A 26,655-nucleotide genomic window follows, 5' to 3' on the forward strand; every position below is an offset into this window, starting at 1 on the left:
GAGCGGAGAAGTAGGAGTCGTGTTCCTCGCGCCGGCGATCGTCGGCGTGGGCCTGGTGGCCGGCGCCGGTTTCCTCGCCGCCCGGGGTGTCGGGATGCTGGCCGGCGCGGCGGGTGACCGGCTCGCGGCCCGGCAGACCCGCGGCTGGGCGGTCGCCGACCGGGTGGCCCGGATCGTCGCCGACCACCGGCTGCTGCACGACCAGATCCAGCGCGGACAGGCCCAGTTCGGCGCCATGATCTCGGCCGGGCCGCCGCTCGGCGAGGTGCCCGGCGCCGCCCTCGACCTCGGCAGGGGCGAGCAGTGGGCGGAGCGGGCGGAGGCGATGCTGGCCGCCGCCGAGAGCCGGTTCCGCACCGAGATGGCCGCCGCCCGGACCCGCTGGGTGATGGACGAGGTGGCCGCCGCGCTGGACCGGCTGCCGAAGCCCGCGCCGGTGCCGGGACGTCCGCAGGCCGCCGCCGCGGTTCCGGCGCCGAGCGCCCGGGTCGCCGAGTCGCTGCAGCGGGTGCTCGGCCGGATGGACGGGGGAGTGCCGCCAGGCCAGGCGAGGATCCTGCAGAAACGGGCCGCGGACGCGCTGACCGCCGCGTCCGAGGCGGCCCGGCTGCGGCTCCTGGACGACCTGCGGTACTCGGTGGACCAGGCCAACGAGCAGGTCCGCCGCCGGCAGTCGGCGCTGCGGGAGCTGGCGGCACGGCTGGCCGGGTACACCGGGCCGGCCGTGGACACCGCGCTCGCCGCGATCAGCGCCGCCGGCGCCGACCCGGATCCGGACCTGCCCGCGCTGTCGCTGCTGGTCGACGCCGCGGTCGCGGCGACGCTGGCGCCGATGGTGCGCGACTACACCCGGCAGGCGCTGCGCGAGTCCCTGGAGGAGATCGGCTGCACGGTCGAGGAGGACTTCGACACCGCGCTGGGCCGTAACGGCCTCGCCCACCTGCGCCGGGAGGGCTGGGAGGACCTGGCGGTACGGGTCCGTAGCCGCGGCGAGGAGAACGCCTACTACTTCAACATGGTCGCCCCGGCCGGCGCGGTCGCCGACGACGTCGCCGCGATCGAGCACCAGTGGTGTTCGGCGGTCGACAAGCTGCTGCCGGCGCTGGAGGCGCACGGCCTGCAGGTGACCACCACCCATCGCAGCGAGGAGGGCGACCCGCAGGTGCAGAACGTCGATCCGGCCCGGTTCCCGTTCGACCGCGGTCGCCGTGACGACCGCCGCCGTGACCAGGACCGGCGCCGGGAGAGGGAGCTGCCCCGATGAGCGACGGATACCCGGCGTGGTTGCGGGAGGTGCGCACCGCGCTGTCGATCAATTCGCAGGTGGTGCTGTACGGCAACGTCCGTGACGTGTTCCTGCTGCCCGCCGCGCACGGCTGGGAGCCCTGCGACCTGCAGACCGGGCTGCACCGGGTGCTCGCCGACGAGGGCTACCCGCATCTGGTGGTCGCCGACGCGGTGGCCGGGCTCGGGGTGCTGCCGCCGGACCCGGTGACCGCGAAGGCCGCCGCCGAGGTGGTGCAGCGCGACAACAAACCGGCGTGGGGGCCGTGGAAGGACAAGGAGGGGCCGCTCGGGCCGCTGTCGGAGGTGATCGAGCGGGTCACCGGGGCGGACAACGAGCGCAGCGCCGTGCTGATCGACTTCGCGTCCCGGCTGATCCTCGACCCGGGGCGCCTCGATCCGGCGGAGCACGCGTTCTTCGCCCGGTGTGACCGGTTGTCGCGCGTCGCGTACCCCAAGCCCGCCGGAGGCGATTTCCGCCCGCTCTACAACCCGGTGATCTGGGCGGTTAACAACGAGCGGGACCTGCCGATCTGGCTGACCGCCGGCAACGACGACATCCGCAAGATCGCGGTGCCGCTGCCCGAGTTCGGGGTACGGGAGACCGCCGCCCGCTGGCTCGCCAACGCCCTCGCCGGGTACCGGGAGGCGAACGAGGAGGAGCAGCGGTCCCTGGAACGGCGGCTGGCCGAGCAGACGCAAGGTATGACGTTGCGCAGCATGATGGCGATCGCCCGGCTCGCCGCCCGGATGCGTACCCCGATCGCCGACATCGACGAGGCGGTCCGCTGCTACCGGGTCGGGGTGCACGACAACCCGTGGCGGGCCTCCCACCTGCGCGGTCGCATGCAGACCGCGGCCGAGCTGATCTCCTCGCGGGTCAAGGGCCAGCGGGAGGCCATCCAGCGGTCGGTGGACATCCTGGTCCGTGCGGTGCTCGGGCTGTCCGGGGCGCACGCCGGCGGGAACGTGTCCCGCCCGCGCGGCGTGCTGTTCTTCGCCGGCCCGACCGGTGTCGGCAAGACCGAGCTGGCGAAGGAGCTGACCCAGCAGATCTTCGGCGACGCCCGCGCCTACACCCGGTTCGACATGAGCGAGTTCTCCGCCGAGCACTCCGCGGACCGGCTGATCGGCGCCCCGCCCGGTTACGTCGGCCACGACGCGGGCGGCGAGCTGACCAACGCGGTCCGGCAGCGGCCGTTCAGCCTGCTGCTGTTCGACGAGATCGAGAAGGCGAACCCGCGGATCCTGGACAAGTTCCTGCAGATCCTCGACGACGGCAGGCTCACCGACGCCAGCGGCTCCACCGTGTACTTCTCCGAGACCGTCCTGGTCTTCACCTCCAACCTGGGCGTGACCGCCGAGGAGTACAAGATCCAGAAGCAGGCGGATCCGCTGCACGCCCCGTTCACCCGCGAGGAGCTGGAGAAACGGGTCACCGAGGCGGTCAAGCACCACTTCGAGACCGTCCTCAACCGGCCCGAGCTGCTGAACCGGCTCGGCGACAACATCGTGGTGTTCAACTTCATCGACGCCGGCACCGCCACCGAGATCTTCGACGTGCTGGTCACCCACGTCCGCGAGCGGCTGCGCGCCGAACACGGCGTCGATCTGAAGCTCAGCGACGACGTCCGCCGTCAGTTGCTCGACGGCGCCACCGCCAACCTGGGCATGGGCGGCCGCGGCATCGGCTCGCACCTGGAGAGCGCCCTGGTCAACCCCCTCGCCCGGGAGCTGTTCCGGCGCGAGGACCTGGCCGGGCGGACGGTCACCGTCAGCGAGCTGCGGCACGCCGACGGCATCTGGCAGGTGAGCCTGGCATGAGGATCAGGATCAACCGGGTGCACTATCCGGTGGTCGTGCTGGGTCACGGCAGACGCGCCGGGATCTGGACCCAGGGCTGCGGCATCGGGTGTACGGGCTGCGTGTCCCGGGACACCTGGGCCCCCGACCCGGCCACCGAGGTCGACGTCACGGCGGTCGCGGACTGGTGCGCCGGCCTGCCCGGTGACGTGGACGGGATCACGATCAGCGGCGGCGAGCCGTTCGACCAGCCGGAGGCGCTGCTCGTCCTGCTGGAAGCCCTGCACGTGTGGCGTGCCGGCCGTTCCCGCCCGGTGGACCTGCTCGCCTACAGCGGGCGGAGCCTCACCGTGCTGCGGGCGCGGTTCGAAGCGCAACTGGCCCTGCTGGACGCGGTGATCCCGGGCCGGTTCCTCGCCGATCAGGCGCCGGGCCTGCGCTGGCGCGGGTCGGCCAACCAGGATCTGGTGCCGCTCAGTCCGCTCGGGCACGAACGCTACGACGCCGAGGTGGACCGGCCGGCCGGGACGACCCGCATCCAGGTCGGCACCGACGGCGACCGGATCTACCACATCGGCGTGCCCGCGCCGGGCGACCTCGAAGCCCTCGAAGCGGCGATGGCCCGGCGCGGGCTCGCGTACGAGGAGGCGTCATGGCGCAGTTGATGATGTGCCCCAGCTGCAAGAGCGACATCGCGCCGGGCGAGCAGTACTGCCGGAACCTCTGTTTCGTCACCCCGGTCCCGAAACCGTCGGCGGACGAGGCCACCGCGCCGCTCCAGGAGCCGGCGCCGGCTCCGGCCGCTCAGGGGCCCACCTGCGGCGATCCGGACTGCCCGCACGGTGGCCGGGCGCCCGCTGCCGGTTGCCGTGCCTGCGGCCTGGCCGCTTCTCCGTCCGCCGCTTCTTCGTCCGCCGTCGGTGGAGCGACGACGTTGCGGTTCGCGTGGGGCACGATCCCGGTGCCCGCCGGCGCGCCGCTCCTCGTCGGGCGGGAGAACTCCCCGATCGCCGGGCGGCTGCAGAACCACTCCAACATCTCGCGCAAGCACGCCGAGTTCCGGACCACCGGCGACGCGCTGACCGTCGAGGACCTCGACTCCACGAACGGGACCTTCGTCAACGGCCACCGCCTGGAGCCACGGCGGGCCACCCCGTTGCGGGCCGGGGACCGGGTCCGGTTCGCCGCCGATGTGGAAGCCACCGTGACAGGGGAGCCAGCGTGACGAACATCGACGTGGTCGCCGTGACCCACCGCGGCCGGCAGCGCGACCACAACCAGGACACCGTCGCCGTCGCCGGTTTCCAGTCCGGCGTCCTGGAAGGGCAGCCGGTCCGGTTCGCCATCGACCCGGTCCGGCCGGTGACCTGCCTGGTCGCCGACGGTCTCGGCGGCCTGGCCGAGGGCGCCCGGGCCAGCCGGGTCGCCGCCGCGACGATCACCGACGCGGCGCCGTTCCTGCACGACCAGGACGCCGTGGTGCGGGCCGTCCAGCAGGCCAACGACGCGGTGTACGCCGAGATGGCGCACATTCCGGCCTGGTCCGGGATGGGCTCCACGGTGGTCCTGCTGGTGCTCGCCGGCGACCGGGCGATCTGCGCCAACGTCGGCGACAGCCGCTGCTTCCTGCTGCGGGACGCGCACCTGGTGCAGCTCTCCCAGGACGACTCGGTGACCCGGGCCGGGGAGGAGACCATCGCGACGGTGGTCACCCAGGCGCTCGGCGGCAACCCGCGGCCCACCCCGGTGACCCCGCACGTGCTGGAGACCGAGGTCGGGCCCGGGGACCGGTTCCTGCTGTGCAGCGACGGCCTCACCGACGAACTGGACGCCGAGCGCATCGAGGAGGAGCTGGTCAAAGCCTCCGACCCGCGGGCGGCGGTGGCGGCGCTGCTGCGGGCCGCCCTGGACGCGGGCGCCCGCGACAACGTGTCGATCGTCCTGGTCACCGTTCCCGAACCGGCCGAGCAGACCGGTACCGCTCAGGAAGGAAACATCCCGTGACCGAGAACGCCTACCCGGCGCCGGGAACGACCCGCGACACCGCGCCCGGCACGACTCGGGACACCGCCGCGCCGGGAACGACCCGGGACACCGCCGCTCCCGGGACGACCCGTGATCAGGCTCCCGGGACCACCCGGGACGGGGTCGCGCCGGGGCCGCGTACCTCGGGGGAGCGGTTCGTCCGGGTCAACCTGCCGCCGACCCTGCAGCAGAAGTACATCGTCGACCGGGAGCTGGGCGCCGGCGGCGAGGCCGACGTGCTGCTGGCCAACGACCGGGAGACCGGCGAACAGCGGGTGGTCCGGCTGTACCGCCGCCAGGACCTGCCGCTGGACGACGACAAGCTGCGGCGGCTGCTGCTCGCCGACCGGCAGCACCTGATCGCCCTGCTCGACTACGGCCGCGGCGACGGTTACGTGTGGGAGATCCTGGAGTTCGCCAGTGAGGGCTCCCTGGAGGAGCTGCTGCGCCGCACTCCGGCCCCGTGGCCCGCCCCGCAGGTGCTGTCCGTCTTCGATCAGCTGGCGCCGGCGATCGCGTACGCCAACTCGCTCGGCATGGTGCACCGCGACATCAAACCCGGCAACGTGCTGATCCGGTCGATCAACCCCCTGGACATGGTGCTCGCCGACTTCGGGCTCACCAAGTTCATCGCCGCGACCCACCACATCGGCACGAACTCCCGTACCTCCGCCTATGCCCCGCCGGAAGCCATCGGCGGCGGCGTGTCGCGGTCCAGTGACTGGTGGTCGCTGGGCATGGTGCTGCTGGAACTGCTGGTCGGCCGCAGCCCGTTCCAGCGCACCGACGGCACCTGGATGGACGACAGGTTCATCACCAACGAGCTGATCAGCCGCGAGATCGACGTGTCCGAGGTGGCCGACGAGCACTGGCGGCTGCTGCTGCGCGGCCTGCTGACCCGCGCCCCGGACAAGCGGTGGGGCCCGCAGCAGACCGCGATGTGGCGCAACGGCGGCAAACCGCCGGTCGCCGACCCGGAACCGGCCACGGCCACCGGCGCCGGGCCGACCACCCGGGGCAGCAACGCCACGTACGTGTTCGGCGGCCGCGGCTTCAACGACCCGGTTCAGCTCGCCGCCGCCCTGCGCGCCGACTGGGGTGAGGGCCGCCGCCTGCTCGCCGGCCGCAAGCTCAAGACCCCGCAGTACCTGGCGCTCAAGGACTGGATGACCAAGCATCAGCGCACCGAGGCGGTGCAGGCTCTCGACAACGGTGTCGACGAACGCCCGGAACGCGGCCTGATGCAGGTCATCATGGCCCTCGACCCGAACGTGCCGCCGGAGTTCAACGGCCGCCGCCTCGACGGCGAACACCTGCACGCCCTGCTCCGCGACGCGGTCGGCGGTCAGCCCGCGGCCCGGCAGGTGCTCGACCAGGTCTACGAGGACGGCATCCTGACCATCTGCGACGAGGCTCCCGGCTGTACGGGCTACGCCATGCTCGACGACCGCTGGCACCGGTCGGTCGACACCGCGGTGGGCCGCCTGCAGCAGGAGAACGTCGCCGTGCAGGCCGACCACGTCCAGTCGCTGCGCATGCAGTTGCTGGTCACCGCCTACGAGGGGCAGGGCCATCAGTACGCCGAAGCCGCCCGCCAGGCCGCGCAGAACCCGGAGGCCCTGCACCAGCAGTGGTTCCGGAACCTGGCCGGCGAGCAGATCGTCCCGCAGTACCAGGCCGCCCACCACGCCGTACTGATGATGGCCGCCCCCGTCGCCGCGCAGCAGACGATGAACCAGCGTGCCGAGGCCGAACGCCGCCGCATCGCCGCCGAACAGCAGGCCGTCGCGGAGAACCGGGCCAAGATCGACCAGATCAGCGTCCCGGTCGGTGTGGTCTGCGGCATCCTGGCCTGCTGCGTGCCGTTCCTCGGGTTCCTGACCGGGCCGGCCGCCGTCTACTTCGGGGTCCGGGCCCGCCGTACCGCCTACCAGTCCGCGTCGACGTGGGCGATCGGGCTCGGCGGCGTCGGCACGGTGCTGCAGTTCTGCTACCTGATCTCGGCGATCTCCGGCAGCTTCTCCGGTTACTGACCCAGGGCGGCGGAGGCGTCCTCGCGGTAGGTGCGCTGGCCACGGAGGACGATCAGACTGCCGACGATCAAGGGCAACAACACGACTGTGTACGCCCACCGCAGCGACCCGGTCGCGTCGGACGCCACCCCGATCAGCCACGGGCCCAGCGCGCCGCCGAGCGTCACCAGCATCTGCAGCACCGCGAACCCGAGACCGCGCCGATGTGCGGCGACCACATCGGCGTTGGCCGCGGTCAGATTCGCGATCGCCGCCGCGAACCCCACGTTGGCGAGCGTGAAACAGACCGCCTGCGGCACGAGGACCGGCACACTGACCGCCCCGGCCAGGAAGACCGTGCCGAACAGCAGCGACCATCCGCCGATCGCCACCCGCTGCCGGTGCCGCCGGTCGCCGAGCCGGCTGCCGGCCAGAATGCCGGCGACGATGCCGACCAGCCCGGCGCCACCACCGACCGCGGCCGCCGACGCCTCGGGCAGGCCGAACTCGCGGCCGTAGAACGACGGCATCCAGAAGAACAGGCCGCCCAGCCCGAAGAACAGGATGCTCAACCCGATGATCACCGAGCGGAGGGTGCGGATCCGCCACAGCTCCGTCAGCTGGTCCGACATCTTCTGCCCGGCCTGATCGGGAGCTTCGCGTTCCTGCGCGTTCGTGTCGGCGTACCAGCGGGACAGGTTGTCACCGAGCCCACGGACCGGCTCCCGGACCGTCAGCACCAGCAGCGCGATGAGCACGCCGGGGATCGCGACCAGGAAGAACCCGGTCCGCCAGCCGACGGTCTGGGCCAGCGCGCCGCCGGCGATCACCCCGATCGGCAGGCCGGCGAAGTACGCCATCCGCTCGTAGCCGTACGCCCGCGCTCGTCCCGGCCCCGGATAGAGGTCACCGAGCAGACTGGACGACGGCGGGTTGTAGAGCTGGCCGGCCGCCCCGAGCAGCACCCGCACCGCGAACAGCGCCGCGTACGACCCGGCGAGCCCGGTCCCGACGGTGAGCAGCGCCCACACCGCGACGATCGCCGACACCGTCCACGTACGTTTCCCGGTGTCCGCGAGCTTCCCCGCCGGCAACAGCAGCACGATCGCCGCGATCGCCCCCGCCGTGGCGATCGCCCCACCCTGGGCATCGCTGAACCCGAACTCTTTCTGAATCGTCGGCAGCGCCCCCGCGAGCAGGTTGTACTCCACCCGATCGATCGCCGCGACCAGCGCCACACAGACCGCCGGCCACCACCCGAACGGCGCCCCCGACCCTCTCTTCACCGTGACAGGCGGCCGCCCCGGGTAGGCCGTCACTTCCCTGACCTGCTCGGACTCCACGATCGCCATGGGCGGAACCCTACCGATGGAAACAGTGTTCCGCCAGAGGACACATCTCCGTCGCGGCGCCGTATCGATGACAGAATCTTTCGCGTGATACCACCTCACTGCGCTCAGTGCGGCGCCACCTTCCTCCGGCATGACCCGGACATCGACGCATTCATCCTCGTCGAATACGGCGGCCCGCACGAGATGCCCGACGGCTGGGTCGGCCACCCACCCGGCACGGTCTGGTACTGCAGCCGGCATTCCCCTCTTCAGCCCGGCATGCCGTCCCCCGACCCGAACGCCGAAATACATACGGTGGTGAAGGTCCGCCCCGAGCCACCCGCATCGCCGATGCCGCCACCGCCACCCGCGTCGATGCCGCCCCCGCCACCGCCGCCCGCACCGATTCCGCCGCCCACGCCATCCACCGCGCCGATTTCGCCGCCCGCCGTCCCCGCCGCGCCTGCCATACCGGTGTCGCCGTCTGCCGCGCCGGTTCCGCGTCCGTGGCCTGCTGCGCCGTTGCCGCCTCCGCCGCCGGCCACCGAGCCTCCGGCGAAGCGCCGCCCTTGGTGGAAGCTTTTCTGATCGCCAACGCATCACCAGCCATCACCTGGCCGCCATCCCGACGCAACAGTTCGCCGAGTTGATAGGCCGATCCGCTTCCCTGATGCGACGGCAAAACCGACCCGGCGGCCCAAGAACCAGGCTGCCAATGCTTCGCGCCCACCGATGCCATGATTTGGCGAAAGGCTCAGAACACACCTCGACCGGAATTCCCGTCACCACCGCACGGCGACCCTCACGAACTCGGCCATTCCGTGTAGCCCTAAGAGCCGCCGCAACCACAATCCTGCAACGACCACCCTCATCCAATAAATTCCAACCGTGAGCCGCCGCGAGCCGCCAAGATATCGACCACCGAAAACGCATCCACTGCCGTATTCTCCGGTGTGAGGCAGCCTTCATCCTCAACTGTGTCGGTGCAGCACCCGTCGCCCGCGGCCCGACGATCACGGACCGCTGAGCCGCCGACGGCAGTCGCCCCTTCGGCCGCCTGACTTGCGGGACCCCTGACCCCGCCGGACGTGTCACGCTCGGCCGAGTCGGATCTGCTGGCCTGCGCTCCACCGGACCTGTCGCCCTTGGCTGAGCCGGATCCGCCGCCTCTCGCCCTGCCGGCCCTGTCACCCCTGGCCCCATCGGATCTGCCGCTCTGTGCTCCACTGGATCTGTCACCTGTGGTTCTGCCGGATCTGCCGCCCGAGGCCCCTCCGGATCTGCCGTTCCTGACTTCGGCAGTTCCGCCGTCCGCGCCACGGATCTTGTCGCGGCCGTGGACTGTGGCGACGTTTCCGCTGTTCCGATGCCTACGGTCACTCTTGGTTCAGCCGCGGTGAGCCTGTTCGACGTCGGCGGCCGGGTCTCCTCCCGGGACGTCTCCACCACCGATGACACCGTTGGAGGCGGCTGTGATCCTCGAGGCGACACCGGTGAGCATGCCGGCTGCGAAGCTGACTTCGGCCACGGTGCCGACGCCGTGCTCGTCGGCGGTGAGGCGCGAGCCTTCAATCGTTCCTGGGCGGCCGCAACGGTTGCCGCCAGTGGTGAAACGACACCGCTCTCCCGTAGCCGCCTGAGCTTCTCAGCATGTCTCTGCCGTAGACCCCGATCGCGACGTATCTTGTGCTGCCGCCGAAACTCGTCTCGATCCGGATCATAATTCCGTGCCTTTGTCGGATCCCGCATCGTCGCAGTCTGCGCCCGGCTGAACAATGAAATCTGCCCCATGTCAATATTGTCCCCGATCCCGGACAAGAACGGTAAGAAGTCGATCATGCCAAATCGATTGCCGCATCCGACCGAGCAGACGATCCGGCCGAAATAATTGGGTAGACGGTAGGGGGGCCAGATCAACTGCTATCGGACCGGCGACAGAGCTGGGCACGCACGGCTGTCCAAGGTGATGGAGGGAAATCGGTCTCACCGCACCGTGGTGAGGCTCGCGGCTACGGAGATCTTTCCCGCCACGGAACTGCCTGGCGCGGCGATGGCCGTCGTCCGACCGGCGACCGCCCTCAACGGCGATCATCGCCACGGCACGATGCCGGGCACGGCATGGGCACCGGCGCGGGCGTGGCGTGGCACCGGCATGAGCCCGGCGCTGGCACCGGGCCCGGCGTGGGCGTGGCGACGACTCGGGCGCGGGCGCATCACCGCCGGTGCGGCACCCATACGGTCCGGCGGCTGCCTGATCGTCGGCGGCTGGTCAGGCGGCCTTGTCGAGACGCCCGCGCTGATCGCTGCTGAGGATCAGCCGGTCCGCCTGCAGTGCCTCGTCCAGCTGTGCCGGAGTGCTCACCCCGACGATCGGGGTGACTGCCGGGTCGCCGGTCGCCATCCAGGCCAGCACGACCTGGTTGCGGCTCGCGCCCAGCTCGTCGGCCACCTGCGCCAGTACGGCGAGGCGACGGTCCGTTCCCGGATGGTCGTACGCCTCGGGCAGCGGCCGGTCCGCGCGGGTGTACGCGCCGTTGATCAGTGGCGTGTACGCCCACATCGCGAGGCCGGGTTCGGACCGGGCGAAGTCCAGGGCCTCCGGCGTCAGGAGCCGGTGGCCCTGGTCGGGGAGTTCGGCGCCGGGGCGGGGTTCCACGTACGACCACCGCAGTTGCAGTGCCGTGTATCCCTCGACCCCCTGCTCCGAGGCCAGCCGCCGTGCCCGCTCGACACGCCAGACCGCGTGGTTGGACGCGCCGAGCCGGGCCACCAGCCCGTCCCGCACCAGCTCGCCGAACGCGGCGACGGTCTCTTCCAGTGGGACCGTCCGATCCTCGCCGTGTGCCCAGTACAGGTCGAGCCGGTCGGTGTTCAGCCGCTTCAGGCTGTCCCGTACCGCCGAGTGGATGACCGGCCCGGACAGGCCTTCGGCGGATTCCGGCCACCGGCCGGGGACGGTCGGCTGGTAGCGCACCTTCGAGCTGATCCGTACCCGGTCACGCATTCCGGGCCGGGATGCCAGCCACCGTCCGATGACCGCCTCGCTCTGGCCGCCGACACCGCTGGGATCCGCCCAGAACGCGTAGTTGTTGGCGGTGTCGATCCAGGTGCCGCCCTGGTCCACGAAGCGGTCCAGCAACGCCATGGACGAGGCCTCGTCGAGGCGGGTGCCGAAGTACATCGTCCCGAGAATCATTCCGCGTTCCGTCATCGTTGTTCATCCCCCTGGTGAGCTGATGACGACGACGCTTCCACCTGGAGCGCGCTCCAGGTCAAGAAGTAAGGGTCAGGGCAGGGTGCTCCAGTCGGGCGGGAACAGATCGTGGCCGGCCCACGGGTCGACCGGCTCGGTGTGGGCGGGGGCCGAAGTGGCTGCCGGCACGGGCGTGGCCAGGATCGGTTTGGCGAGCAGTTGGGAGGCGGTGGCGCGTTCCTCCTTGAGGCGGGCGCGGGCCGAGTCGAAGTACGGCCCGGTCAGGCCGGACAGTGGCTCCTCCTGCCAGCGGTCGAGCGCCGCCCGTACCTCCTGGGTCCCGTCGCCGAGGGTGCCGGTCCGCTGTTCGTCGCGGGCCCGGTCCAGCGCGGCCCGGAACACGCCCGTGTCGACGGCGTTGTCGCCGGCGCGCAGCACGTAGCCGCCGTCGGTGAGGGCCAGCAGGGCGGTGCGCTGCGGGTCGAGGATGCGGCGCAGCGTGCCGATGTAGCGCAGCACGATGTCGTCGCCGTTCTCCGGCGGGTCGCCGTTCCAGAGGGTGTGGACGATCTGCGCCAGCGGGACCGGCTGGCCGGCGTGCAGCAGCAGAAGGGCGAGGATCGCCTGTTGCCGGACATGTCCGAGATCGAGTTCCTCATCGCCACGATAGGCGCGGACCCGGCCGAGGATCTCGAACCGTAACCGGCCGTCATTCATCGTGACATCCCCATCTAGCAGCGTCTTCCGTTACGGCTGCAGCATAACGACAGGGTGGGACACGGTTCACCGGCCGATGAACTGCGGCCTCCTCTTCTCCAGGAACGCGACGGCGGCGGTCCGGAAGTCGGCGCTGGTCAGCAGCGTCGACTGACCGGTCAGCTCCCGGTCCAGGGCGTCCTCGAGGCCGCCGAGGGTGGCGGCGTTCACTGCCTCTTTCGTGGCGGTGAGGGCGAGCGGCGCGGCCGCTGCCAGCCGGGTGACGAGGGTGTCGAGGGCTTCGGCGAGTTCCCCGGGTTCCACCACGCGGTGGATGAGTCCCCACGCGGCGGCGGTGGTGGCGGGCAGCCGGTCGCCGAGCAGGGACAGGGCCATCGCCCGGGCGCGGCCGACGCCGGCCGGGACGAGCAGGGTGGCGCCGCCGTCCGGCATCAGGCCGACGTTGACGAAGGCGAGCTGGAAGAACGCGTCGGTGGAGGCGAGGACCAGGTCGCAGGCGAGGGCGATGGAGCAGCCGACCCCGGCGGCGGGGCCGTGGACGGCGGCGACGACCGGGCGCGGGATGGTGAGCAGGGCCCGGATCAGCCGGTTCGCGGCCTGCACCGTTTCTTCCGGAGACGAGGAGGAGCCGCTGGTGAGGTCGGCGCCGGCGCTGAAGGCGCGTCCGGCGCCGGAGAGCACGAGGACGCGTACGTCCGGGTCCGCTCCCGTCTCGGTGACGAGGTCCGCCAGATCGTCGAGGACGGTCTCGGTGACCGCGTTGAGCACGTGCGGCCGGTCGAGGGTGATCCGCAGGACCGGCCCGTCGCGGTGCACCGTGATGTCGTCGCTGCTCACGCGGCCACCGCCGCGTGCAGCCGGTTCTGGATGAGCGTGACGGCCTCGGTGACGATCCGGTCGATCAGCTCCGCGCAGGTGGGGATGTCGTCGATCAGGCCCTGCACCATGCCGACGGTCCAGATGCCGGCGTCCAGGTCGCCGTTCTCGAAGACGGTGCGGCCCCGGGACCCGGCGACCAGTGGGGCGATGTCGGGGAACGTGCCGCCGTCCCGCAGGATCTCGACGACCTCGCGGCTGACCGCGTTGCCGGCGACCCGGGCGGTGTTGCGCAGCTGCCGGAAGATCAGCTGGGTGCCGCGTTCGTCGCCGTCCACGATGGCCTGCTTGACCTTGTCGTGGATCGGGGACTCGGCGGTGCACATGAACCGGCTGCCCATGTTGATCCCGTCGGCGCCGAGGGCCAGCGCCGCGACCAGGCCGCGGGCGTCGGCGAACCCGCCGGAGGCGAGCACCGGGATGCGCAGCCGGGCGGTGGCGGCCGGGATCAGCACGAGACCGGGCACGTCGTCCTCGCCGGGATGGCCCGCGCACTCGAAGCCGTCGATGCTGACCGCGTCCACGCCGACCTTCTCGGCTTTGAGGGCGTGGCGGACACTCGTACATTTGTGAATGATCTTGACGCCGTGGGACCGGAACATCGCCATGTGCGGTTCCGGGTTGGAGCCCGCCGTCTCCACGATCGTCACGCCCGAGTCGACGATGACCCGCCGGAACTCGTCGTAGGGCGGCGGGGTGATCGCCGGAAGGATCGTCAGGTTCACGCCGAACGGCTGGTCGGTGAGTTCCCGGCAGCGTTCGATCTCGGCGGCCAGGTCCTTCGGGGTGGGCTGGGTCAGCGCGGTGATCATGCCGAGACCGCCGGCGGAGGAGACGGCGGCGGCCAGCTCGGCGCGGCCGACCCACTGCATGCCGCCCTGCACGATGGGATGCCGTACGCCGAACGCCTCGGTGAACCGCGTGGTGAGAACCGCGCTCATCGCGCCGCCATCCGGATCGCGCCGTCGAGCCGGATCGTCTCGCCGTTGAGCATCGGGTTGCGCACGATGCTCAGCGCGAGGTCCGCGTACTCCTCGGGTTTCCCCAAGCGGGCCGGATGCGGCACCTGCGCGCCGAGCGACGCCCGCGCCTCGTCCGGCAGCCCCGCCAGCATCGGCGTCTCGAACAGGCCGGGCGCGATGGTGACCACCCGGATCAGCGAGGAGGCGAGTTCGCGGGCGACCGGCAGGGTGAGCGCGGCGACGCCGCCCTTGGACGCCGAGTACGCCGCCTGGCCGATCTGCCCGTCGAACGCCGCGACCGACGCGGTGTTGATGATGACGCCGCGTTCGCCGTCGGCCGGTTCGCCCCGGGCGATGCGCTCGGTGGCCAGGCGGATCACGTTGAAAGTGCCGATCAGGTTCACTTCGACGGTACGGCGGAACAGCTCGAGCGGGAACACGCCCTTCTTGCCGGCCACCCGGTGCGCGCTCCCGATGCCCGCACAGTTCACCACCACGCGCAGCTGCCCCAGTCCGGCCGCCACGTCGAGGGCGGCGGTCACCGACTCCTCGCTGGTCACGTCGGCGGGACTGAACCGGGCGGGGTCGCCGATCCGCTCGGCCACGTCCTTGCCGTCGGAGGAGGGCAGGTCGACGATCACCACCCTGGCGCCGGCGGCGGCGAGGGCCCGCACGGTGGCGAGACCGAGGCCGGAGGCGCCACCGGTGACGAGTGCGACGTCGTGCTGGGTCAGTCTCACGGAGATCCCCTTCGCAGTCCGGCCGGACCGTCGATAAGGCGGGTCCGCGCGTGCTGAGTCTCACCCCGCAACCCAGAAACAGTCAAGGCTGTCTGTTAATGGATGTTCAGGCGAGCAGCGCGTGCCGGGCGATCTCCTTCCAGTGCTCGAGCAACGGCTCGGACCGTGGATCCCTCGCGTCGAAGGCGTAGCTCAGCGCCGTACCCCGCATGCTCGTGAAGATCACCGGGCGGATCGGCAGGTAGAGCGGGCGCGCCACCAGCTCGGATCCGAACAGGTGATCCATTCGCGCCCAGATCGCCCGGCCCAGCCGCCGCTCGGCCGGCCGGATCGCCTCGGCCAGGGCGGGCTCGGTGCGGGAGGCCACCCACAGCTCGGTGGCCGCCCAGAAACTGGGCTCCTGGAAGGTCGCCCACAGCACGTCCACCACCACGGCGATCCGCTCACCGGGGCCGCGTGCCTCGGCGATCTGATCATTGACGGGTACGGGCACCGGCTGCTCCAGCTGCGCGGCGAAGATGTGGTGCGCCGCCGCGACCAGCAGTTCCTCCTTGGACGGGAACTGGTGCAGCATCCGCCCGCGCGACACCCCGGCCTCGGCCTGGATGGAGATGGTGCTGGTCCGGGCGTACCCGTCACGCAGCAGGCAGGTGACGGCCGCGTCGAGGATCCGGGCCCGGGACTCCCGGGTCCGGTCGGCCCGCGGTCGGCCCCGCGCGGGCCCGGAGTCGGCGGCAGCCGCCGGCGTCATCGTCATGCCGGCGACAATACCGGTCCACGCTGACTGTCTTCAGGGGCGTTGCGTGCAGACCGCCGTGAACGGTCCCGTGGTGTCCGGACCGACCGCGAAACAGTAGTCGATGTCCGGGTTCAGCCCGGCCACGGTATGGGTGTCCACGCCGGGCGCCACCTGTCCCATCGGCCGGAGCTGCTGCTGGTCCCGTCCGCCGAGGATGAGCGGCTCGAAACCGCTGGTGGCGGCCCCGTTCCAGCGCAGGACGACCTTGTCGCCCTGGTCGAGCAGAGTCAGGCCGACCGGTGCGGCGCCGGCCGGCACAGCCGCCGCGGGCGCCGGCTGTGCCGCCTCCCACGGCCGGGCCACCGCGGCCAGCGTGCCGACCGCGGACGCAACGTCTTCACCTGCGTGCCGCGATCTCAGGACCCTTCGCGCAGCCACGTGTGACACAGCCACCACGCGTTCACCGCGCCGGACGTGCCGGCCGGATCGATGCCGGTCACCTCGGCGAACCGGCGGACCCGGTTGCGCACCGTGTTCGGGTGCACGAACAGCCGCTCGCCCGCGACCGTGACGTCCCGGTCGGCGTCCAGCCAGGCGAGCACCGCGTGCGCGACCGGCCCGGCGTTCGGCCCGAGCGCGGCCCAGGCCCGCCGGTGCCGGTCGAGCAGCACCCCGGCCAGGTCGGTACGGTCGGTCAGCGCCGCCAGCCACGCCACGTCCGCGATGTGCACCGGCCCGTCACGCCCGGACGTCTCGGCGACGGTCAGCGCCGCGGCGGCCAGCCGGCGTACGGGCGCGAGCCGGTCGGGTTCGGCCGGCCCGGCGAGCCCGGCCACCGGCCCGCCGGACGGCTGCCGCCCGAGCACCGCCACGAGCAGGTCGCCGACGATCGCGCACACCACCGGCGGATGCTCCCGCAGCGCCTTCTCGTCGTACCCGGGCCGGGCGACCAGCACCCACAGCCCGCCACTGACCGGCAGTCCCGCCTCGGCGGCGGCGAGCGCGGCCGCCGACCCGCCCTGCAGCAGCCGCCGCAGAATGGCCGTGTCCCGCCCGCCCGGCCGGGGATCGGCGACCGCCCGGGTGGCCCGGTGCGCGGCGATCAGCCGGTTGCGGACGGCGTCGGCCCAGTCGTCGTACAGCTCCCGGGCATCGAGCAGCCGGTCCGCGCTCACCGCCTCGGCCCGGGCCACGTCGCGGGCCCGCGCCCAGATCGCCCGCTCGGCGACGTGGATGGCCCCGAGCACCGCCTCGATCGGCACGCCCTGCCGGGCCCGGGTGACCCCGAGTTCCGCCATGAACGACAGTTCCGCCTCGGTCGGCCCGCGCCGCTCGGCGAGCGCCCGGGTCGCGGCGGTGAGCAGCGCCCGGGTGTGCCCGGCCATGTCGGACGGGGCGAGCACCGCCACCTCCGGCACCGTGGACCGGACTCCGGCCAGCACCGACGGCAGCAGATCCTCGTCGCCCATGACCCGTTCGATCATGTCGACCACGGCGGCCCAGCCGTCCGGAGCGTTCATGCCGTCATTGTGGTGGCCCACAACCAGCGGCCGGAATCGGGTGGTCGGCGCCATGTCTCGTCCGTCTGCCGGCGCTTACATGGACATCGCCGTCGACGCGTCGCACGTGGCCGCCGGGCCGGTGCTGCTCTCCGCCCGGCACGGGGTGCACATCGTGCCGAAGTACCTGTTCGGACGGCCGTCCGACGCGACCGGCGGCGCCCTGGCCGTGCTGCCGTGGCGGTTGCGGCAGCGGGTCGCCGAGACGCTGTTGCGGGTGGCGGTCGGGACCCCGCAGCGGTACGGGCTCCCCGCCCCGTCCGGCGGCCTCTTCCAGAACCATCCGACCGTCAGCGACACGATCCTGCACCGGATCACCCACGGCGAGGTGGCCCCGCGCCCCGGCATCGAACGTCTCGACGGGGCGAAGGTGGTGTTCACCGACGGCGGCGCCGACCAGGTCGACGTGATCGTGTGGGCGACGGGTTACCGCGTACACATCCCGTTCCTGTCCCCGCGGTGGCTCGGACCGCAAGCGGAGAGCCTGCCGCTCTACCGCCGGGTCTTCCATCTCGACGATCCGAGCCTCGCGTTCGTCGGCTTGATGCAGTCGACCGGGTCGGCGTTCCCGGTGGTGGAGGCGCAGGCCAAGCTCGCCGCCGCGTACTTCTCCGGCGCCTGCGCCCTGCCGCCCGCCGCCGAGCAGCGCAAAGCCGTCGACCGTGCGCTGCGTGCCGCCGTCGACCGGTGGGGCCCGCACGCCCGGCCACACATGCGCATCGACGTCGATCAGTACGTTCCCGACCTCCGCCGAGCCCGGGGAGCCCGATCATGAGCCGCCGCGACGCCCGCGGGATGCGGGTCCTGGTCACCGGCGCGTCCGGCACGTTCGGCCAGGTCGGCCACCGGCCGTTCCGAGGTCCACCAACGTCGCCAACCCCGGCGAACTTCATGCCGTCTCCACCGGCACCCTCCATCCCCGGCCAGTCGGGCGTCCCCCGCCCGACCTCAGCGGTCCTCAGGGGTCGGCGGCGGGCGGCGACTCGGCGGAGGAGATACGAGGCCGGGCCGATGTTCATTGCCGGGGACGGTTGGAGTGTGGGCTACCCGGGACCGATCCCGGTACGCCGGCCACCGGGATCGCTGCCGCCCGGGCGGTGCACGTCTTTCCGGCCGGCAAAGCCGCCGTTCCCGGCGTGCGGGAACGGCGGCGCGTGAAACTGGTGTCGCTCAGCCGGCCGGGATCGGCAGCACGTGCAGTTGGGCCGGCGTGGTGCGCGGGTATCCGTCGTTGCTCACCGCGTACAACCGGCGGCCGTTCGGCGCCCACGCCAGCGCGCCCGGCACCAGGATGTGGTCGGTGCCGCCCAGCTCGAACCGCGTGACCTCGGCCCCGTTCCGGGTGAACACGAAGACGTCGGATTCGTAGGAGGCGTCCGCCCCGCCCGCGACCCGGGTGCCGTCGCGGGACACCGTGACGGCGTTCGGGTACGGCCCGGTCTCGTACACCGTCCCGGTCTTGCGCATGTCCTCGACCGGGAACGACTGCACCTGGTACGGCGCCCCGCTGGCCGAGAACGCGATGGTCCCGGACGGGTCGAGCGCCAGGTCCTGCCCGAAGCTGCCGGAATTGTCGGTGGTGGCGCTGATCCGGGTCAGCCTGCCGTCCGCGCCGACCGCGTACGCGATGCTGACCGACGGGCTCAGTTCCGCCTCGCCCGCGAGCAGCACCCTGGTGTTGCTCCCGGCCGACGCGAGCAGCGGCGGGCCGTAGAACCTGGTGTCGGCGAGCCCTTCGACGACCGGCACGGTCGGCTGGTACCCGAGGTCGATCCGGCCGATGTCTCCGGTCCAGGCATCGCACCCGTAACCGAACCAGAGGTACCGGCCGGTGTAGGCCAGCGACGACGGGCAGGTGCCGTCGCCGATGTCGAAGGTGGCGGTGCGGGCCAGCGAGCGGGTGTCGATCGCGACGATCTCGCCGGCTGATCGCTGGGTCACGTAAAGGGTCCGGTGGTCGTTGCTGAGCTGCAGCCGGCTCGGTCCGTCCAGTCCGTCGACGGTGGCAGTGACCCGGCCCGCCGCGTCGGTCACGGCGATCTGTTTCGCATCGCTGCCACCGCTGACGAAGACCCGGTCCCCGGTGCTGACGACATCGGACGGGTCGTTGAACGGAAGAGTGGTGACGGTCGGCGCGGGCGCGGCCACCGCCACGGCCGGTGTGATCGCGGCGCCGGCGAGGCCGGTGACGAGCGCGATGCCGAACACGGCGAACGTCCTCGAGTTGCGCATTGCCTTTCCCCCATGACTTGTCCGTCGATCACCGGAAGGGCCGATCCCTCACCTCATGATCGACTCCCATCTATGGTAATTCCCTTCCGCCACTCAGCATCTGACGAAGATTTCCACCGCACCCGCCGTCTCGGCGCGCTACGGGCACCGAACGGGACCGCCCGCATGGCGAGCACCTCAGGTCCATGGACATCGCCCCGACAGCCCGCGGCCAGATCACCAGCCGTCGCCCAGACCTGCCACGAGCATCGTTCGACATTCCTGAGCGACGGCTGGCAAGCCCAGCCGTCGCTCAGGCCCGCCACGGGCGGTGGTTGGCCTGTGTGGGCGACGGCTGGCAGGTCCGGCCGTCGTTCAGGCCCGCCACGGGCGGTGGTTGGCCTGTGTGGGCGACGGCTGGCAGGTCTGGCCGTCGCTCAGGCCTGTCATGGGCGGTGGTTGGCCTGTGTGGGCGACGGCTGGCAAGGTCGGCCGTCGCTCAGACAGGTCAACCGGTCTCCGGGAGAGGCGTGAGCGACGGCTGACGATTTTTAGGGTCACGGCTGGTGGTGACCGCGACGGCATGCATGAGCCGCACCGAGGGATGGCCGGGAGGCGCGGGACTGTGCACCGGGGGATGGCTTCGTGGACCGCGGGGTCAGCGGGTGCTGGCGCGGACGACGATGTGGGCGGCGGGCGCCTCGTAGACCGTGGGGGACGCGCCGGACATGGCGTCGAGGAGGGCGCCGGCGGCCAGTTCGCCGATGCGGCCGACGTCGTGGCTCATCGCCGACAGGGCCGGGACGGCGAGCTGGCACTGGGCGGAGTCGTCCCAGGCGACGACCGCGATGTCGGTGGGGACGGACAGGCCGCGGTCGCGCAGGGTCTCCAGGGCGGCCAGGGCCATGATGTCGTTGTCGCAGATGATGGCGGTGGGGGAGGCGGCGAGCAGTTCGGTGGTGGCGGCGCGGCCGGAGTCGTACGAGTAATCGCCCACCGCATGCGCCAGCCGCACCCCGCGCGCCTCCGCCTCCTCCTCGGCGCCCGCCCGGCGCAGTTGGGTGTGCGCGAACGTCTCCGGGCCGGTGATGTGGCCGATCGACTCGTGGCCGCGGGACGCCAGGAACCGGATCGCTTCGCGGGCGAAACCGGCGTCGTCGGTCCACACCGTCGGCAGGCCGGACGCGGTCGACGGTGCGCCCAGCACCACGGCCGGCAGGGACAGCTCGTTCACCAGGCCGACCCGGTCGTCGTCGGGGGCGAGGTCGACCAGCACGACGCCGTCGACGTGGCCCTCGGCGGCCCAGCGCTGGTACGTCTCGTTCTCCGCGGCCCGGTCGGTCACCACCTTGACCAGCACCGACACGCCGGCGGGGGTGAGCACGCGTTCGAGGCCCTCGAGGAACTCGTGATAGTACGGCTCCTCGCCGAGCACCCGGGACGCCCGCGCCAGCACCATGCCGACCCGCCGTTGCGCCTGCGTCACGGTCCGCCTCCCGGGTTCCTGTCGATCACGTGCGAAGGTACTCACCAGCCACGCGATACCGTACCGCCATGGCACGTAGAGAAGCGCCCGCAGCCGGTCCGGGCAGCCGCGCGCTGGTGGTGGACGTGATCCGCTCCGCCGAGTCGATCAGCCGGGTCGAGGTGGCGGAGCTGACCGGGCTGACCCAGCCGTCGATCTCGAACATCGTGCGTGACCTGATCGCCGACGGGGTGATCCACGAGACGGGCGCCGTCGCCTCGGACCGCGGCAAACCGCGCAAACTGCTCGCGATCAACCCGGCGAACCTGTTCGGGGTCGGGTTCCAGCTGGGGCCGGAGTCGGTGACCTGTGTCGCGATCGACCTGACCGGCGGCGTGGTGGGCCGGGAGGTGGTGCCGCTGGACGGCTCCGACCTGCCGGGCCAGCTGGCGGCCCGGTTCGACGACTTCACCGAAGGGCTCGACCTGCCCCGGGAGCGGGTGGAGGGCCTGGCCGTGGTGGCGCCGTCGGCGAGCCCCGGCGAACCGGACACGTTCGGCGCGCTCCGGGACGACCTGGCCGAGCGGCTGAAGATCCCGGTGCTGGTGGAGAACGACGCGGCGGCCGCGGCGCTGGGTGAGTTCTGGTCCCGGCGGGTGTCGCGGGAGCAGTCGTTCGGCGCGGTGTACCTGTCCACCGGGATCGGGGCGGGGCTGGTGTTCGGTGGGGCGCTGTTCCGCGGCGCCGGGTTCGACGCGGGGGAGCTGGGGCATCTGTCGATCCAGTACGACGGCAGGCCGTGCCCGTGCGGCAACCAGGGCTGCGTGGAACGGTACGCGTCGATGACCGCCACCGTGGAAGCCGGCCGGGCCTACCCGGATCTGGCGGCCCGGCTGCGGCTGGACGGGACCGTCGCATCGGCGTACGACACCATCGCCCGTGCCGCGGTCAGCGGCGACACCGAGGCCTTCGCCGTGATCGACCAGGCGGCCGGGCACTTGAGCGTGGCCGTGACCTCGATGGTGAATCTGCTGGACCTGGGCCGGATCGTGCTGACGGGTCCGGGGGTGGCGGTGGCCGGTTCGATCTACGCCCGCCGGTTGCGCGCCCACCTGGCCCGGACCGCGCACGCCCGGCATCGCCACGAGATCCTGGTCGAGCTGTCCGCCCAGCCCCGCAACGCCGCCGCGATCGGCGCCGCCGCCCTGATCGTCCAGGCGTCGATCTCTCCCGGCCACACGCCAGGCTTCCGCGTGGCCCGGGAGTCAGTGGGCTGACCGCCACAGCCCGTCGTATCGCTCGTCATCGCCGGAGGAGCGGGAACCGGCGAGGATTCCCGCGCCGAGACCGTAGACCGGTCCCTCCATCGCCGTCCCGGACGGCACGGGCGGCAGGTCGATCCAGCCGATCGGGTGGAGATCGCGGTCACAGAGCAGCCGGGCTCCTTCCACGCCCTCGGCAGTCCGCTGCCGGACCGGCTGCAGGCGCTCGTCGAGGGCGATGACCGTGTCGCCGGCGAGGCGGTAGCGGGGGCCCGGTCCGATGATCGACGGCGCGAGGTCGCGGTTGAGATCCAACCTTGGCGGTACGGGGGCCCAGCGGTTCCGCGGTGATTCGGCGCACCGGGCCATTCTGCTGTTCTCGAGGTCAGGACGGTTCGGAGCAGTGGGTGAAGTCCAGGCCGCCCGCCCGGAAGGAGGGGCCGGTGCAGGTCCGGTGGGTGATGGTCTTCGGGCCGAAGCCGTCCTGCCGGGTGTCGGTGATCACCTCCACCTGGTTCTTGCCGGTGACGGTGTAGGTGACGGGGATCGGGTCGCCCTCGACGGTGGGGGAGGTGACCTGCAGGCGGGCCGGGTTTCCGGCCATCGCGGACTGGATCAGGCACCGGGCGGCGGGGGCGGACAGATCATCACCCTGCGACAGGGTGAACGTGCCGCAGTCCTTGATCGTCGGCGAAGGGCGGGGAGCCGCAGAGCTGGGAGCCGAAGGGCCCGGAGCGGAAGGGCTGGGCGCTGCTGGGGTGGAGCAGCCGGTGAGGGTCAGCAGCGCGAGGACCGTACCCGCGAATCTTCTGAGCATGAGGCTATGACGTGGTGACCTCGTGGGGAGTTCCCTGCCGCTGCGCCCACCAGCGCCGGGACGCCAGCGCCGCCAGCCCCGCGCCGGCCGCGTTGAGCAGCACGTCGTCGATGGAGGAGACCCGGTCCAGGCGCAGCGCGTACTGCAGGGTCTCGACCAGGATCGAGGCGGCCGCCCCGAGCGCCAGCATCCGCGGGACCGAGGCCAGGGCCGGGAACCGGATCGGGCCGAAGAACCCGAGCGAGGCGAAGACCAGCAGGTTCGCGACGATCTGCACGGTCGCGGTGACCGGGCCGGCGGTGGCGACGTCGGCCAGATCGCGCAGAGGGACCAGGTTGACGCGGGGGTCGCGGTCGGTGTCTCCGCCGTTCGGCAGCAGGATCATCCACACCCACGGCACCGTCCCGTAGACGACGGCGACCTCGGCGAGCGATCTCCGCACCTCGCCCCGCCGCCGCGCCAGCAGCCAGACGGCCGGCACGGCCACCGGCAGCGCCAGCACCGTGAGCACCACGACACCCGGAATCGTCCCGAACAGACCGCGCATTGACCCCCGCTTCCCCGGCCGAGAATGATATCGATGTGATGCTCGATGCTCCGGCGACCCGGGTCCACGCGTCCTTCCTCACCGCGATGGATGAGTTCCGTGCCGAGGGCCGCGGCGCCGCCACGGACACGACCGAGACGGGCCGCGAGATCCGCGCCTTCGCCGCGTCGTGGATCACACCCGAAGGCTTTGCGGCGTACGTGCAATGGCTGCTCGACCAGGCCCGCGAGGACTCCCCGCGCCCCGACGGCCACGTGCCGGCGACGAACCTGTGGCTGACCGACGGCGACGAGTACCTGGGCCGGCTCGCGATCCGGCACCGCCTCACCGAGAACTTGCTGCTGGCCGGCGGGCACATCGGCTACGACGTACGCCCGTCGGCCCGCCGCCGCGGTCACGCCACCCGGATGCTGCGGGACGGCCTCGTCGCCGCCCGCCGGCTCGGCATCACCCGGGCGCTGCTGACCTGCGACGTGGACAACGAGTTCTCCCGCCGGGTGATCGAACGCAACGGCGGCGTCCTGGAGAACCGCCACGGCGGCAAGTACCGCTTCTGGATCCCTACCGCATGAAGTCCGCCAGCCCGGCGAGGAAACGGTCCACCTCGTCCGGGGTGTTGTACGGCGCGAGACCGACCCGCAGCGCGGGGTCGGGAAGCTTCAGCGCGGTGAACGGCTCGTACGCGTAGAACGACCCCGCCGGCGCGAGAATGTCCCGGGCAGCGAGATGGAGTTGCGCCGCGCGCACGTCGTGCCCGGTCAGGCTGATCAGCGTCGTCGGTGTCCGGTCGGCGGCGCGCGAGTGCACCGTCACCACGTCACCCAGCGCGGTCAGCCCTTCCTCCAGGCGGGCGAGCAGGCCACGCTCGTGCTCGTGCACCGCGGAGAACGAACGTTCCAGCCGCTCCCGGCGGGTCACGCCGCCCTCCGGCGCGATCGCGGCCAGGAAGTCGACCGCCGCCGTCGCCCCGGCCAGCATCGCGTACGGCAGGGTGCCGAACTCGAACCGCTCCGGAACCGCGTTCGTGGACGGCAGCAGCTTGTCCGGCGCCAGCGTCTCCAGCAGCTCCGGCGCGGCGGCGAGGACCCCGCAGTGCGGGCCGAAGAACTTGTACGGCGAGCAGACGAAGTAGTCGGCGCCCAGCGCCGGCACGTCCACCAGCCGGTGCGCGGCGTAGTGCACCCCGTCGACGTAGAGCAGCGCGCCCACCTCGTGCGCCAGGTCGGCGATCCGGCGGACCGGCGGGACGGTGCCCAGCACGTTCGAGGCGGCGGTGACCGCGACCAGCCGGGTGCGCTCCGACAGGACACGCTGGTACGAGCCGAGGTCGAGCTCGGGGCCGTCCAGCTCGATCCAGCGGACGGTCACCCCGGCGCGCTCGGCCGCCTGGATCCACGGCCGGACGTTGGCGTCGTGGTCGAGGCGGCTCAGCACGATCTCGTCGCCGGGGTTCCAGGTCCGGGCCAGGTGCCGGGAGAAGTCGTACGTCAACTGGGTGGCGCTGCGCCCGTGGACCACGCCCGCCGCCGGCACGTTGAGCAGGTCGGCGAAGGCGTGACGGAACTCCCCGACGACGCGTTCGGCGTTGCGTTCCGACTCCGTGCTCGTCCCGCGGATGGACAGCGGCCGCAGCATCGTCGCCGCGATGGCCTCGGCCACCGGGCGCGGCGTCTGGGTGCCGCCGGGGCCGTCGAAGTACGCGACGCCCGTGCCGAGGGCGGGGAAGTGCGAGCGCAGAGCCGCTGAGTCGATCACCATGCCGACAGTGTGCCCCCTGCCGGAGGGTCAGGCCGCGGCGGCGTTGTGGGCGGCGACCAGGGCGGGCAGATCGGTCAGCGCGTCGACACGGAACAGGCAGCGGTCGGCGACCGGCGGCGGGGTGTCGAGGATGAAACCCCACGGGCCGCGGCGGATCAGGCACACCTGGAGGCCGGCCTCCAGGGCCGGGGCGGCGTCGTTGTCGGGGCGGTCGCCCACGTACAGGACGGTGTCCGGCTTGCCGCCGCTCTCCCGGATCACCCGGTCGAAGAAGCCGGGGGAGGGTTTGTGCACGCCCCAGGCGCCCGAGACGCCGATGACGTCGACCGGCAGGTTCAGGGCGTGCAGCATGGCCTCCGCCTCGGCGGGCTGGTTGCCGGCCAGGCCGACGCGGAGGCCCTGCGCTTTCAGGTCGGTCAGGCAGACGCGGGCGTCGGGGTAGAGGTCCTCCTCGGTCATGGCGTCCGGGTATCCGGCGGCGGTGCGCTGTTCGAGCTCGGCTCGAAAGTCGAATCCGGGGCGGAACACCCGGAATGCCGACTGCCAGTCCAGGCCGCGGGCGATGCCGGCGCCGAAGACCGCGGAGAACGTGTGCCGCGGCACGCCGAGCCAGTCCGCCCAGGTCGCGAACTCCCGGGACTCGTCGAGAATGGTCCCGCCGACATCGAAGAACACCGCTTCAATCATGCCGTTCCCGCGTGTGGAGTTGGGGCGCGCATAGCGGCCGAACTCTACACGCCGGGCCTACTCAGTAGCGGCGGCGCAGCACCAGCATCGAGCGCGACTGCGTGGGCAGTGTCTCCTGCGCCTTGTGTACGGCGTCCGCGCCGGCGTGGGTGGCCAGCAGCGGGTCGGCGGTGTCGGCGACCACCTCCCAGGCCTGCGCGTACTCCGGTGACGGCAGGACGAACCCGACCGGGTCCGGCGAGGCGTTGAAGACGATCAGGAACGAGTCGTCGGTGATCTGCTCGCCGAGCGCGTCCGGTTCCTCGATGGCTTCGCCGTTGAGGAAGACGGCGAGGGTACGGGCGGCGTCCGCGCCCCAGTCGTGATCGGTCATGACGTCGCCGTCGCGGCGCAGCCAGGCGATGTCCGGCAGCTTCGACTCGCCGGCCGGGTCGCCGGTGAAGAACCGCCGCCGCCGGAAGATCGGGTGGTCGGCCCGCAGCCGGGTCAGCCGCCCGGCGAACCCGGTCAGGACGTGGTACTCGGCGGCGTTCTTCCAGTCGACCCAGCTCAGTTCGTTGTCCTGGGCGTACACGTTGTTGTTGCCGCGCTGGGTGCGGCCCAGCTCGTCGCCGTGGGCGATCATCGGGACGCCCTGGCTCAGCAGCAGCGTGGCCATGAAGTTGCG

26 protein-coding genes and 1 pseudogene are annotated in these 26,655 nt (G+C 72.0%); 9 read left to right on the forward strand and 18 right to left on the reverse strand.

Annotated features, from left to right (window positions below; genetic code table 11):
• The first annotated feature begins 19 nt into the window (after window positions 1-19).
• The 6 genes from ACZ3II_RS39060 to ACZ3II_RS39085 are packed head-to-tail and all read left to right on the forward strand — an operon-like array spanning window position 20 to window position 7,145.
• A complete protein-coding gene (locus tag ACZ3II_RS39060) occupies window positions 20-1,264 on the forward strand; it encodes a hypothetical protein (protein WP_465525051.1) in 1,245 nt (414 codons plus the stop codon).
• Window positions 1,261-3,108 (forward strand): AAA family ATPase, encoded by a 1,848-nt coding sequence (locus ACZ3II_RS39065; RefSeq protein ID WP_465525053.1) that lies wholly within the window; start codon window positions 1,261-1,263, stop codon window positions 3,106-3,108. Before ACZ3II_RS39060 ends, ACZ3II_RS39065 begins: the two co-directional genes overlap by 4 nt.
• Window positions 3,105-3,752, forward strand: a complete 648-nt coding sequence (locus ACZ3II_RS39070) for a 4Fe-4S cluster-binding domain-containing protein (protein ID WP_465525055.1) — start codon at window positions 3,105-3,107, stop codon at window positions 3,750-3,752. The genes ACZ3II_RS39065 and ACZ3II_RS39070 overlap by 4 nt, the downstream gene beginning before the upstream one ends.
• A complete protein-coding gene (locus ACZ3II_RS39075; protein WP_465525057.1) occupies window positions 3,740-4,312 on the forward strand; it encodes an FHA domain-containing protein in 573 nt (190 codons plus the stop codon). Before ACZ3II_RS39070 ends, ACZ3II_RS39075 begins: the two co-directional genes overlap by 13 nt.
• Window positions 4,309-5,091 carry a PP2C family protein-serine/threonine phosphatase gene (locus ACZ3II_RS39080; RefSeq protein ID WP_465525059.1) on the forward strand — a complete coding sequence of 261 codons (783 nt, stop codon included), beginning with the start codon at window positions 4,309-4,311 and terminating at the stop codon, window positions 5,089-5,091. Before ACZ3II_RS39075 ends, ACZ3II_RS39080 begins: the two co-directional genes overlap by 4 nt.
• Complete coding sequence (locus ACZ3II_RS39085; RefSeq protein WP_465525061.1) at window positions 5,088-7,145, forward strand: protein kinase domain-containing protein; 2,058 nt, start codon at window positions 5,088-5,090, stop codon at window positions 7,143-7,145. The genes ACZ3II_RS39080 and ACZ3II_RS39085 overlap by 4 nt, the downstream gene beginning before the upstream one ends.
• Here the strand turns inward: ACZ3II_RS39085 and ACZ3II_RS39090 are convergent.
• From ACZ3II_RS39090 to ACZ3II_RS39135, 10 genes are all read right to left on the reverse strand, one after another.
• Complete coding sequence (locus ACZ3II_RS39090; RefSeq protein ID WP_465525063.1) at window positions 7,139-8,476, reverse strand: MFS transporter; 1,338 nt, start codon at window positions 8,474-8,476, stop codon at window positions 7,139-7,141. The genes ACZ3II_RS39085 and ACZ3II_RS39090 overlap by 7 nt on opposite strands.
• Window positions 8,477-8,724: 248 nt before the next feature.
• Complete coding sequence (locus ACZ3II_RS39095; RefSeq protein WP_465525065.1) at window positions 8,725-9,000, reverse strand: hypothetical protein; 276 nt, start codon at window positions 8,998-9,000, stop codon at window positions 8,725-8,727.
• Between the two features lie 1,724 nt (window positions 9,001-10,724).
• Window positions 10,725-11,666 (reverse strand): aldo/keto reductase, encoded by a 942-nt coding sequence (locus tag ACZ3II_RS39100; protein ID WP_465525067.1) that lies wholly within the window; start codon window positions 11,664-11,666, stop codon window positions 10,725-10,727.
• Window positions 11,667-11,741: 75 nt separating this feature from the next.
• Window positions 11,742-12,365 (reverse strand): AfsR/SARP family transcriptional regulator, encoded by a 624-nt coding sequence (locus ACZ3II_RS39105; RefSeq protein WP_465525069.1) that lies wholly within the window; start codon window positions 12,363-12,365, stop codon window positions 11,742-11,744.
• A gap of 66 nt (window positions 12,366-12,431) precedes the next feature.
• Window positions 12,432-13,202: an enoyl-CoA hydratase gene (locus ACZ3II_RS39110; protein ID WP_465525071.1), complete on the reverse strand. Its 771-nt coding sequence runs from the start codon at window positions 13,200-13,202 to the stop codon at window positions 12,432-12,434.
• Window positions 13,199-14,182: an NAD(P)H-dependent flavin oxidoreductase gene (locus ACZ3II_RS39115; protein ID WP_465525073.1), complete on the reverse strand. Its 984-nt coding sequence runs from the start codon at window positions 14,180-14,182 to the stop codon at window positions 13,199-13,201. The genes ACZ3II_RS39110 and ACZ3II_RS39115 overlap by 4 nt, the downstream gene beginning before the upstream one ends.
• Window positions 14,179-14,943 carry a 3-hydroxyacyl-CoA dehydrogenase gene (locus tag ACZ3II_RS39120; protein WP_465525075.1) on the reverse strand — a complete coding sequence of 255 codons (765 nt, stop codon included), beginning with the start codon at window positions 14,941-14,943 and terminating at the stop codon, window positions 14,179-14,181. Before ACZ3II_RS39120 ends, ACZ3II_RS39115 begins: the two co-directional genes overlap by 4 nt.
• Before the next feature lie 106 nt (window positions 14,944-15,049).
• On the reverse strand, window positions 15,050-15,700 hold the full coding sequence (locus ACZ3II_RS39125; RefSeq protein WP_465525077.1) for a TetR/AcrR family transcriptional regulator: 651 nt from the start codon (window positions 15,698-15,700) through the stop codon (window positions 15,050-15,052).
• Between the two features lie 33 nt (window positions 15,701-15,733).
• Window positions 15,734-16,045, reverse strand: coding sequence for a hypothetical protein (locus tag ACZ3II_RS39130; RefSeq protein WP_465525079.1), 312 nt, complete (start codon window positions 16,043-16,045; stop codon window positions 15,734-15,736).
• Between the two features lie 53 nt (window positions 16,046-16,098).
• The gene (locus ACZ3II_RS39135) at window positions 16,099-17,202 is read right to left on the reverse strand and encodes an RsbRD N-terminal domain-containing protein (RefSeq protein WP_465525081.1); all 1,104 of its coding nucleotides are present in this window, start codon (window positions 17,200-17,202) and stop codon (window positions 16,099-16,101) included.
• 52 nt (window positions 17,203-17,254) lie between these two features.
• Between ACZ3II_RS39135 and ACZ3II_RS39140 the strand changes: the two genes are divergently transcribed.
• Window positions 17,255-18,016, forward strand: a complete 762-nt coding sequence (locus tag ACZ3II_RS39140; RefSeq protein WP_465525083.1) for a flavin-binding monooxygenase-like family protein — start codon at window positions 17,255-17,257, stop codon at window positions 18,014-18,016.
• Window positions 18,017-18,411: 395 nt separating this feature from the next.
• On the opposite strand, the gene ACZ3II_RS39145 is transcribed toward ACZ3II_RS39140, so the two are convergent.
• Window positions 18,412-19,473: a YncE family protein gene (locus ACZ3II_RS39145; protein ID WP_465525085.1), complete on the reverse strand. Its 1,062-nt coding sequence runs from the start codon at window positions 19,471-19,473 to the stop codon at window positions 18,412-18,414.
• Between the two features lie 637 nt (window positions 19,474-20,110).
• Entirely contained in the window at window positions 20,111-20,938 is an 828-nt protein-coding gene (locus ACZ3II_RS39150; protein WP_465525087.1) for a LacI family DNA-binding transcriptional regulator, read from the reverse strand.
• Window positions 20,939-21,006: 68 nt separating this feature from the next.
• Here ACZ3II_RS39150 and ACZ3II_RS39155 point away from each other — a divergent pair, with 68 nt between their 5' ends.
• Window positions 21,007-22,194 carry an ROK family transcriptional regulator gene (locus ACZ3II_RS39155; RefSeq protein WP_465525089.1) on the forward strand — a complete coding sequence of 396 codons (1,188 nt, stop codon included), beginning with the start codon at window positions 21,007-21,009 and terminating at the stop codon, window positions 22,192-22,194.
• On the opposite strand, the gene ACZ3II_RS39160 is transcribed toward ACZ3II_RS39155, so the two are convergent.
• The 3 genes from ACZ3II_RS39160 to ACZ3II_RS39170 all read right to left on the reverse strand — a co-directional run bounded on the left by ACZ3II_RS39160 (window position 22,183) and on the right by ACZ3II_RS39170 (window position 23,543).
• Window positions 22,183-22,494 (reverse strand): hypothetical protein, encoded by a 312-nt coding sequence (locus tag ACZ3II_RS39160; RefSeq protein WP_465525091.1) that lies wholly within the window; start codon window positions 22,492-22,494, stop codon window positions 22,183-22,185. The two genes, ACZ3II_RS39155 and ACZ3II_RS39160, sit on opposite strands and share 12 nt — an antisense overlap.
• Window positions 22,495-22,564: 70 nt before the next feature.
• Complete coding sequence (locus ACZ3II_RS39165) at window positions 22,565-22,996, reverse strand: DUF4362 domain-containing protein (protein WP_465525093.1); 432 nt, start codon at window positions 22,994-22,996, stop codon at window positions 22,565-22,567.
• 4 nt (window positions 22,997-23,000) lie between these two features.
• A complete protein-coding gene (locus ACZ3II_RS39170) occupies window positions 23,001-23,543 on the reverse strand; it encodes a VanZ family protein (RefSeq protein WP_465525095.1) in 543 nt (180 codons plus the stop codon).
• Window positions 23,544-23,581: 38 nt separating this feature from the next.
• Here ACZ3II_RS39170 and ACZ3II_RS39175 point away from each other — a divergent pair, with 38 nt between their 5' ends.
• Window positions 23,582-24,115: a GNAT family N-acetyltransferase gene (locus tag ACZ3II_RS39175; RefSeq protein WP_465525097.1), complete on the forward strand. Its 534-nt coding sequence runs from the start codon at window positions 23,582-23,584 to the stop codon at window positions 24,113-24,115.
• On the opposite strand, the gene ACZ3II_RS39180 is transcribed toward ACZ3II_RS39175, so the two are convergent.
• From ACZ3II_RS39180 to ACZ3II_RS39190, 3 genes and pseudogenes are all read right to left on the reverse strand, one after another.
• Entirely contained in the window at window positions 24,105-25,301 is a 1,197-nt protein-coding gene (locus ACZ3II_RS39180; protein WP_465525099.1) for a cysteine desulfurase-like protein, read from the reverse strand. The genes ACZ3II_RS39175 and ACZ3II_RS39180 overlap by 11 nt on opposite strands.
• A gap of 27 nt (window positions 25,302-25,328) precedes the next feature.
• Window positions 25,329-25,988: an HAD family hydrolase gene (locus ACZ3II_RS39185; protein ID WP_465525101.1), complete on the reverse strand. Its 660-nt coding sequence runs from the start codon at window positions 25,986-25,988 to the stop codon at window positions 25,329-25,331.
• A 61-nt stretch (window positions 25,989-26,049) separates the two neighbouring features.
• Window positions 26,050-26,655: pseudogene (locus tag ACZ3II_RS39190) on the reverse strand (glycogen debranching enzyme); the annotation flags it as partial.

This window comes from Actinoplanes sp. NPDC019969, from assembly GCF_055562375.1.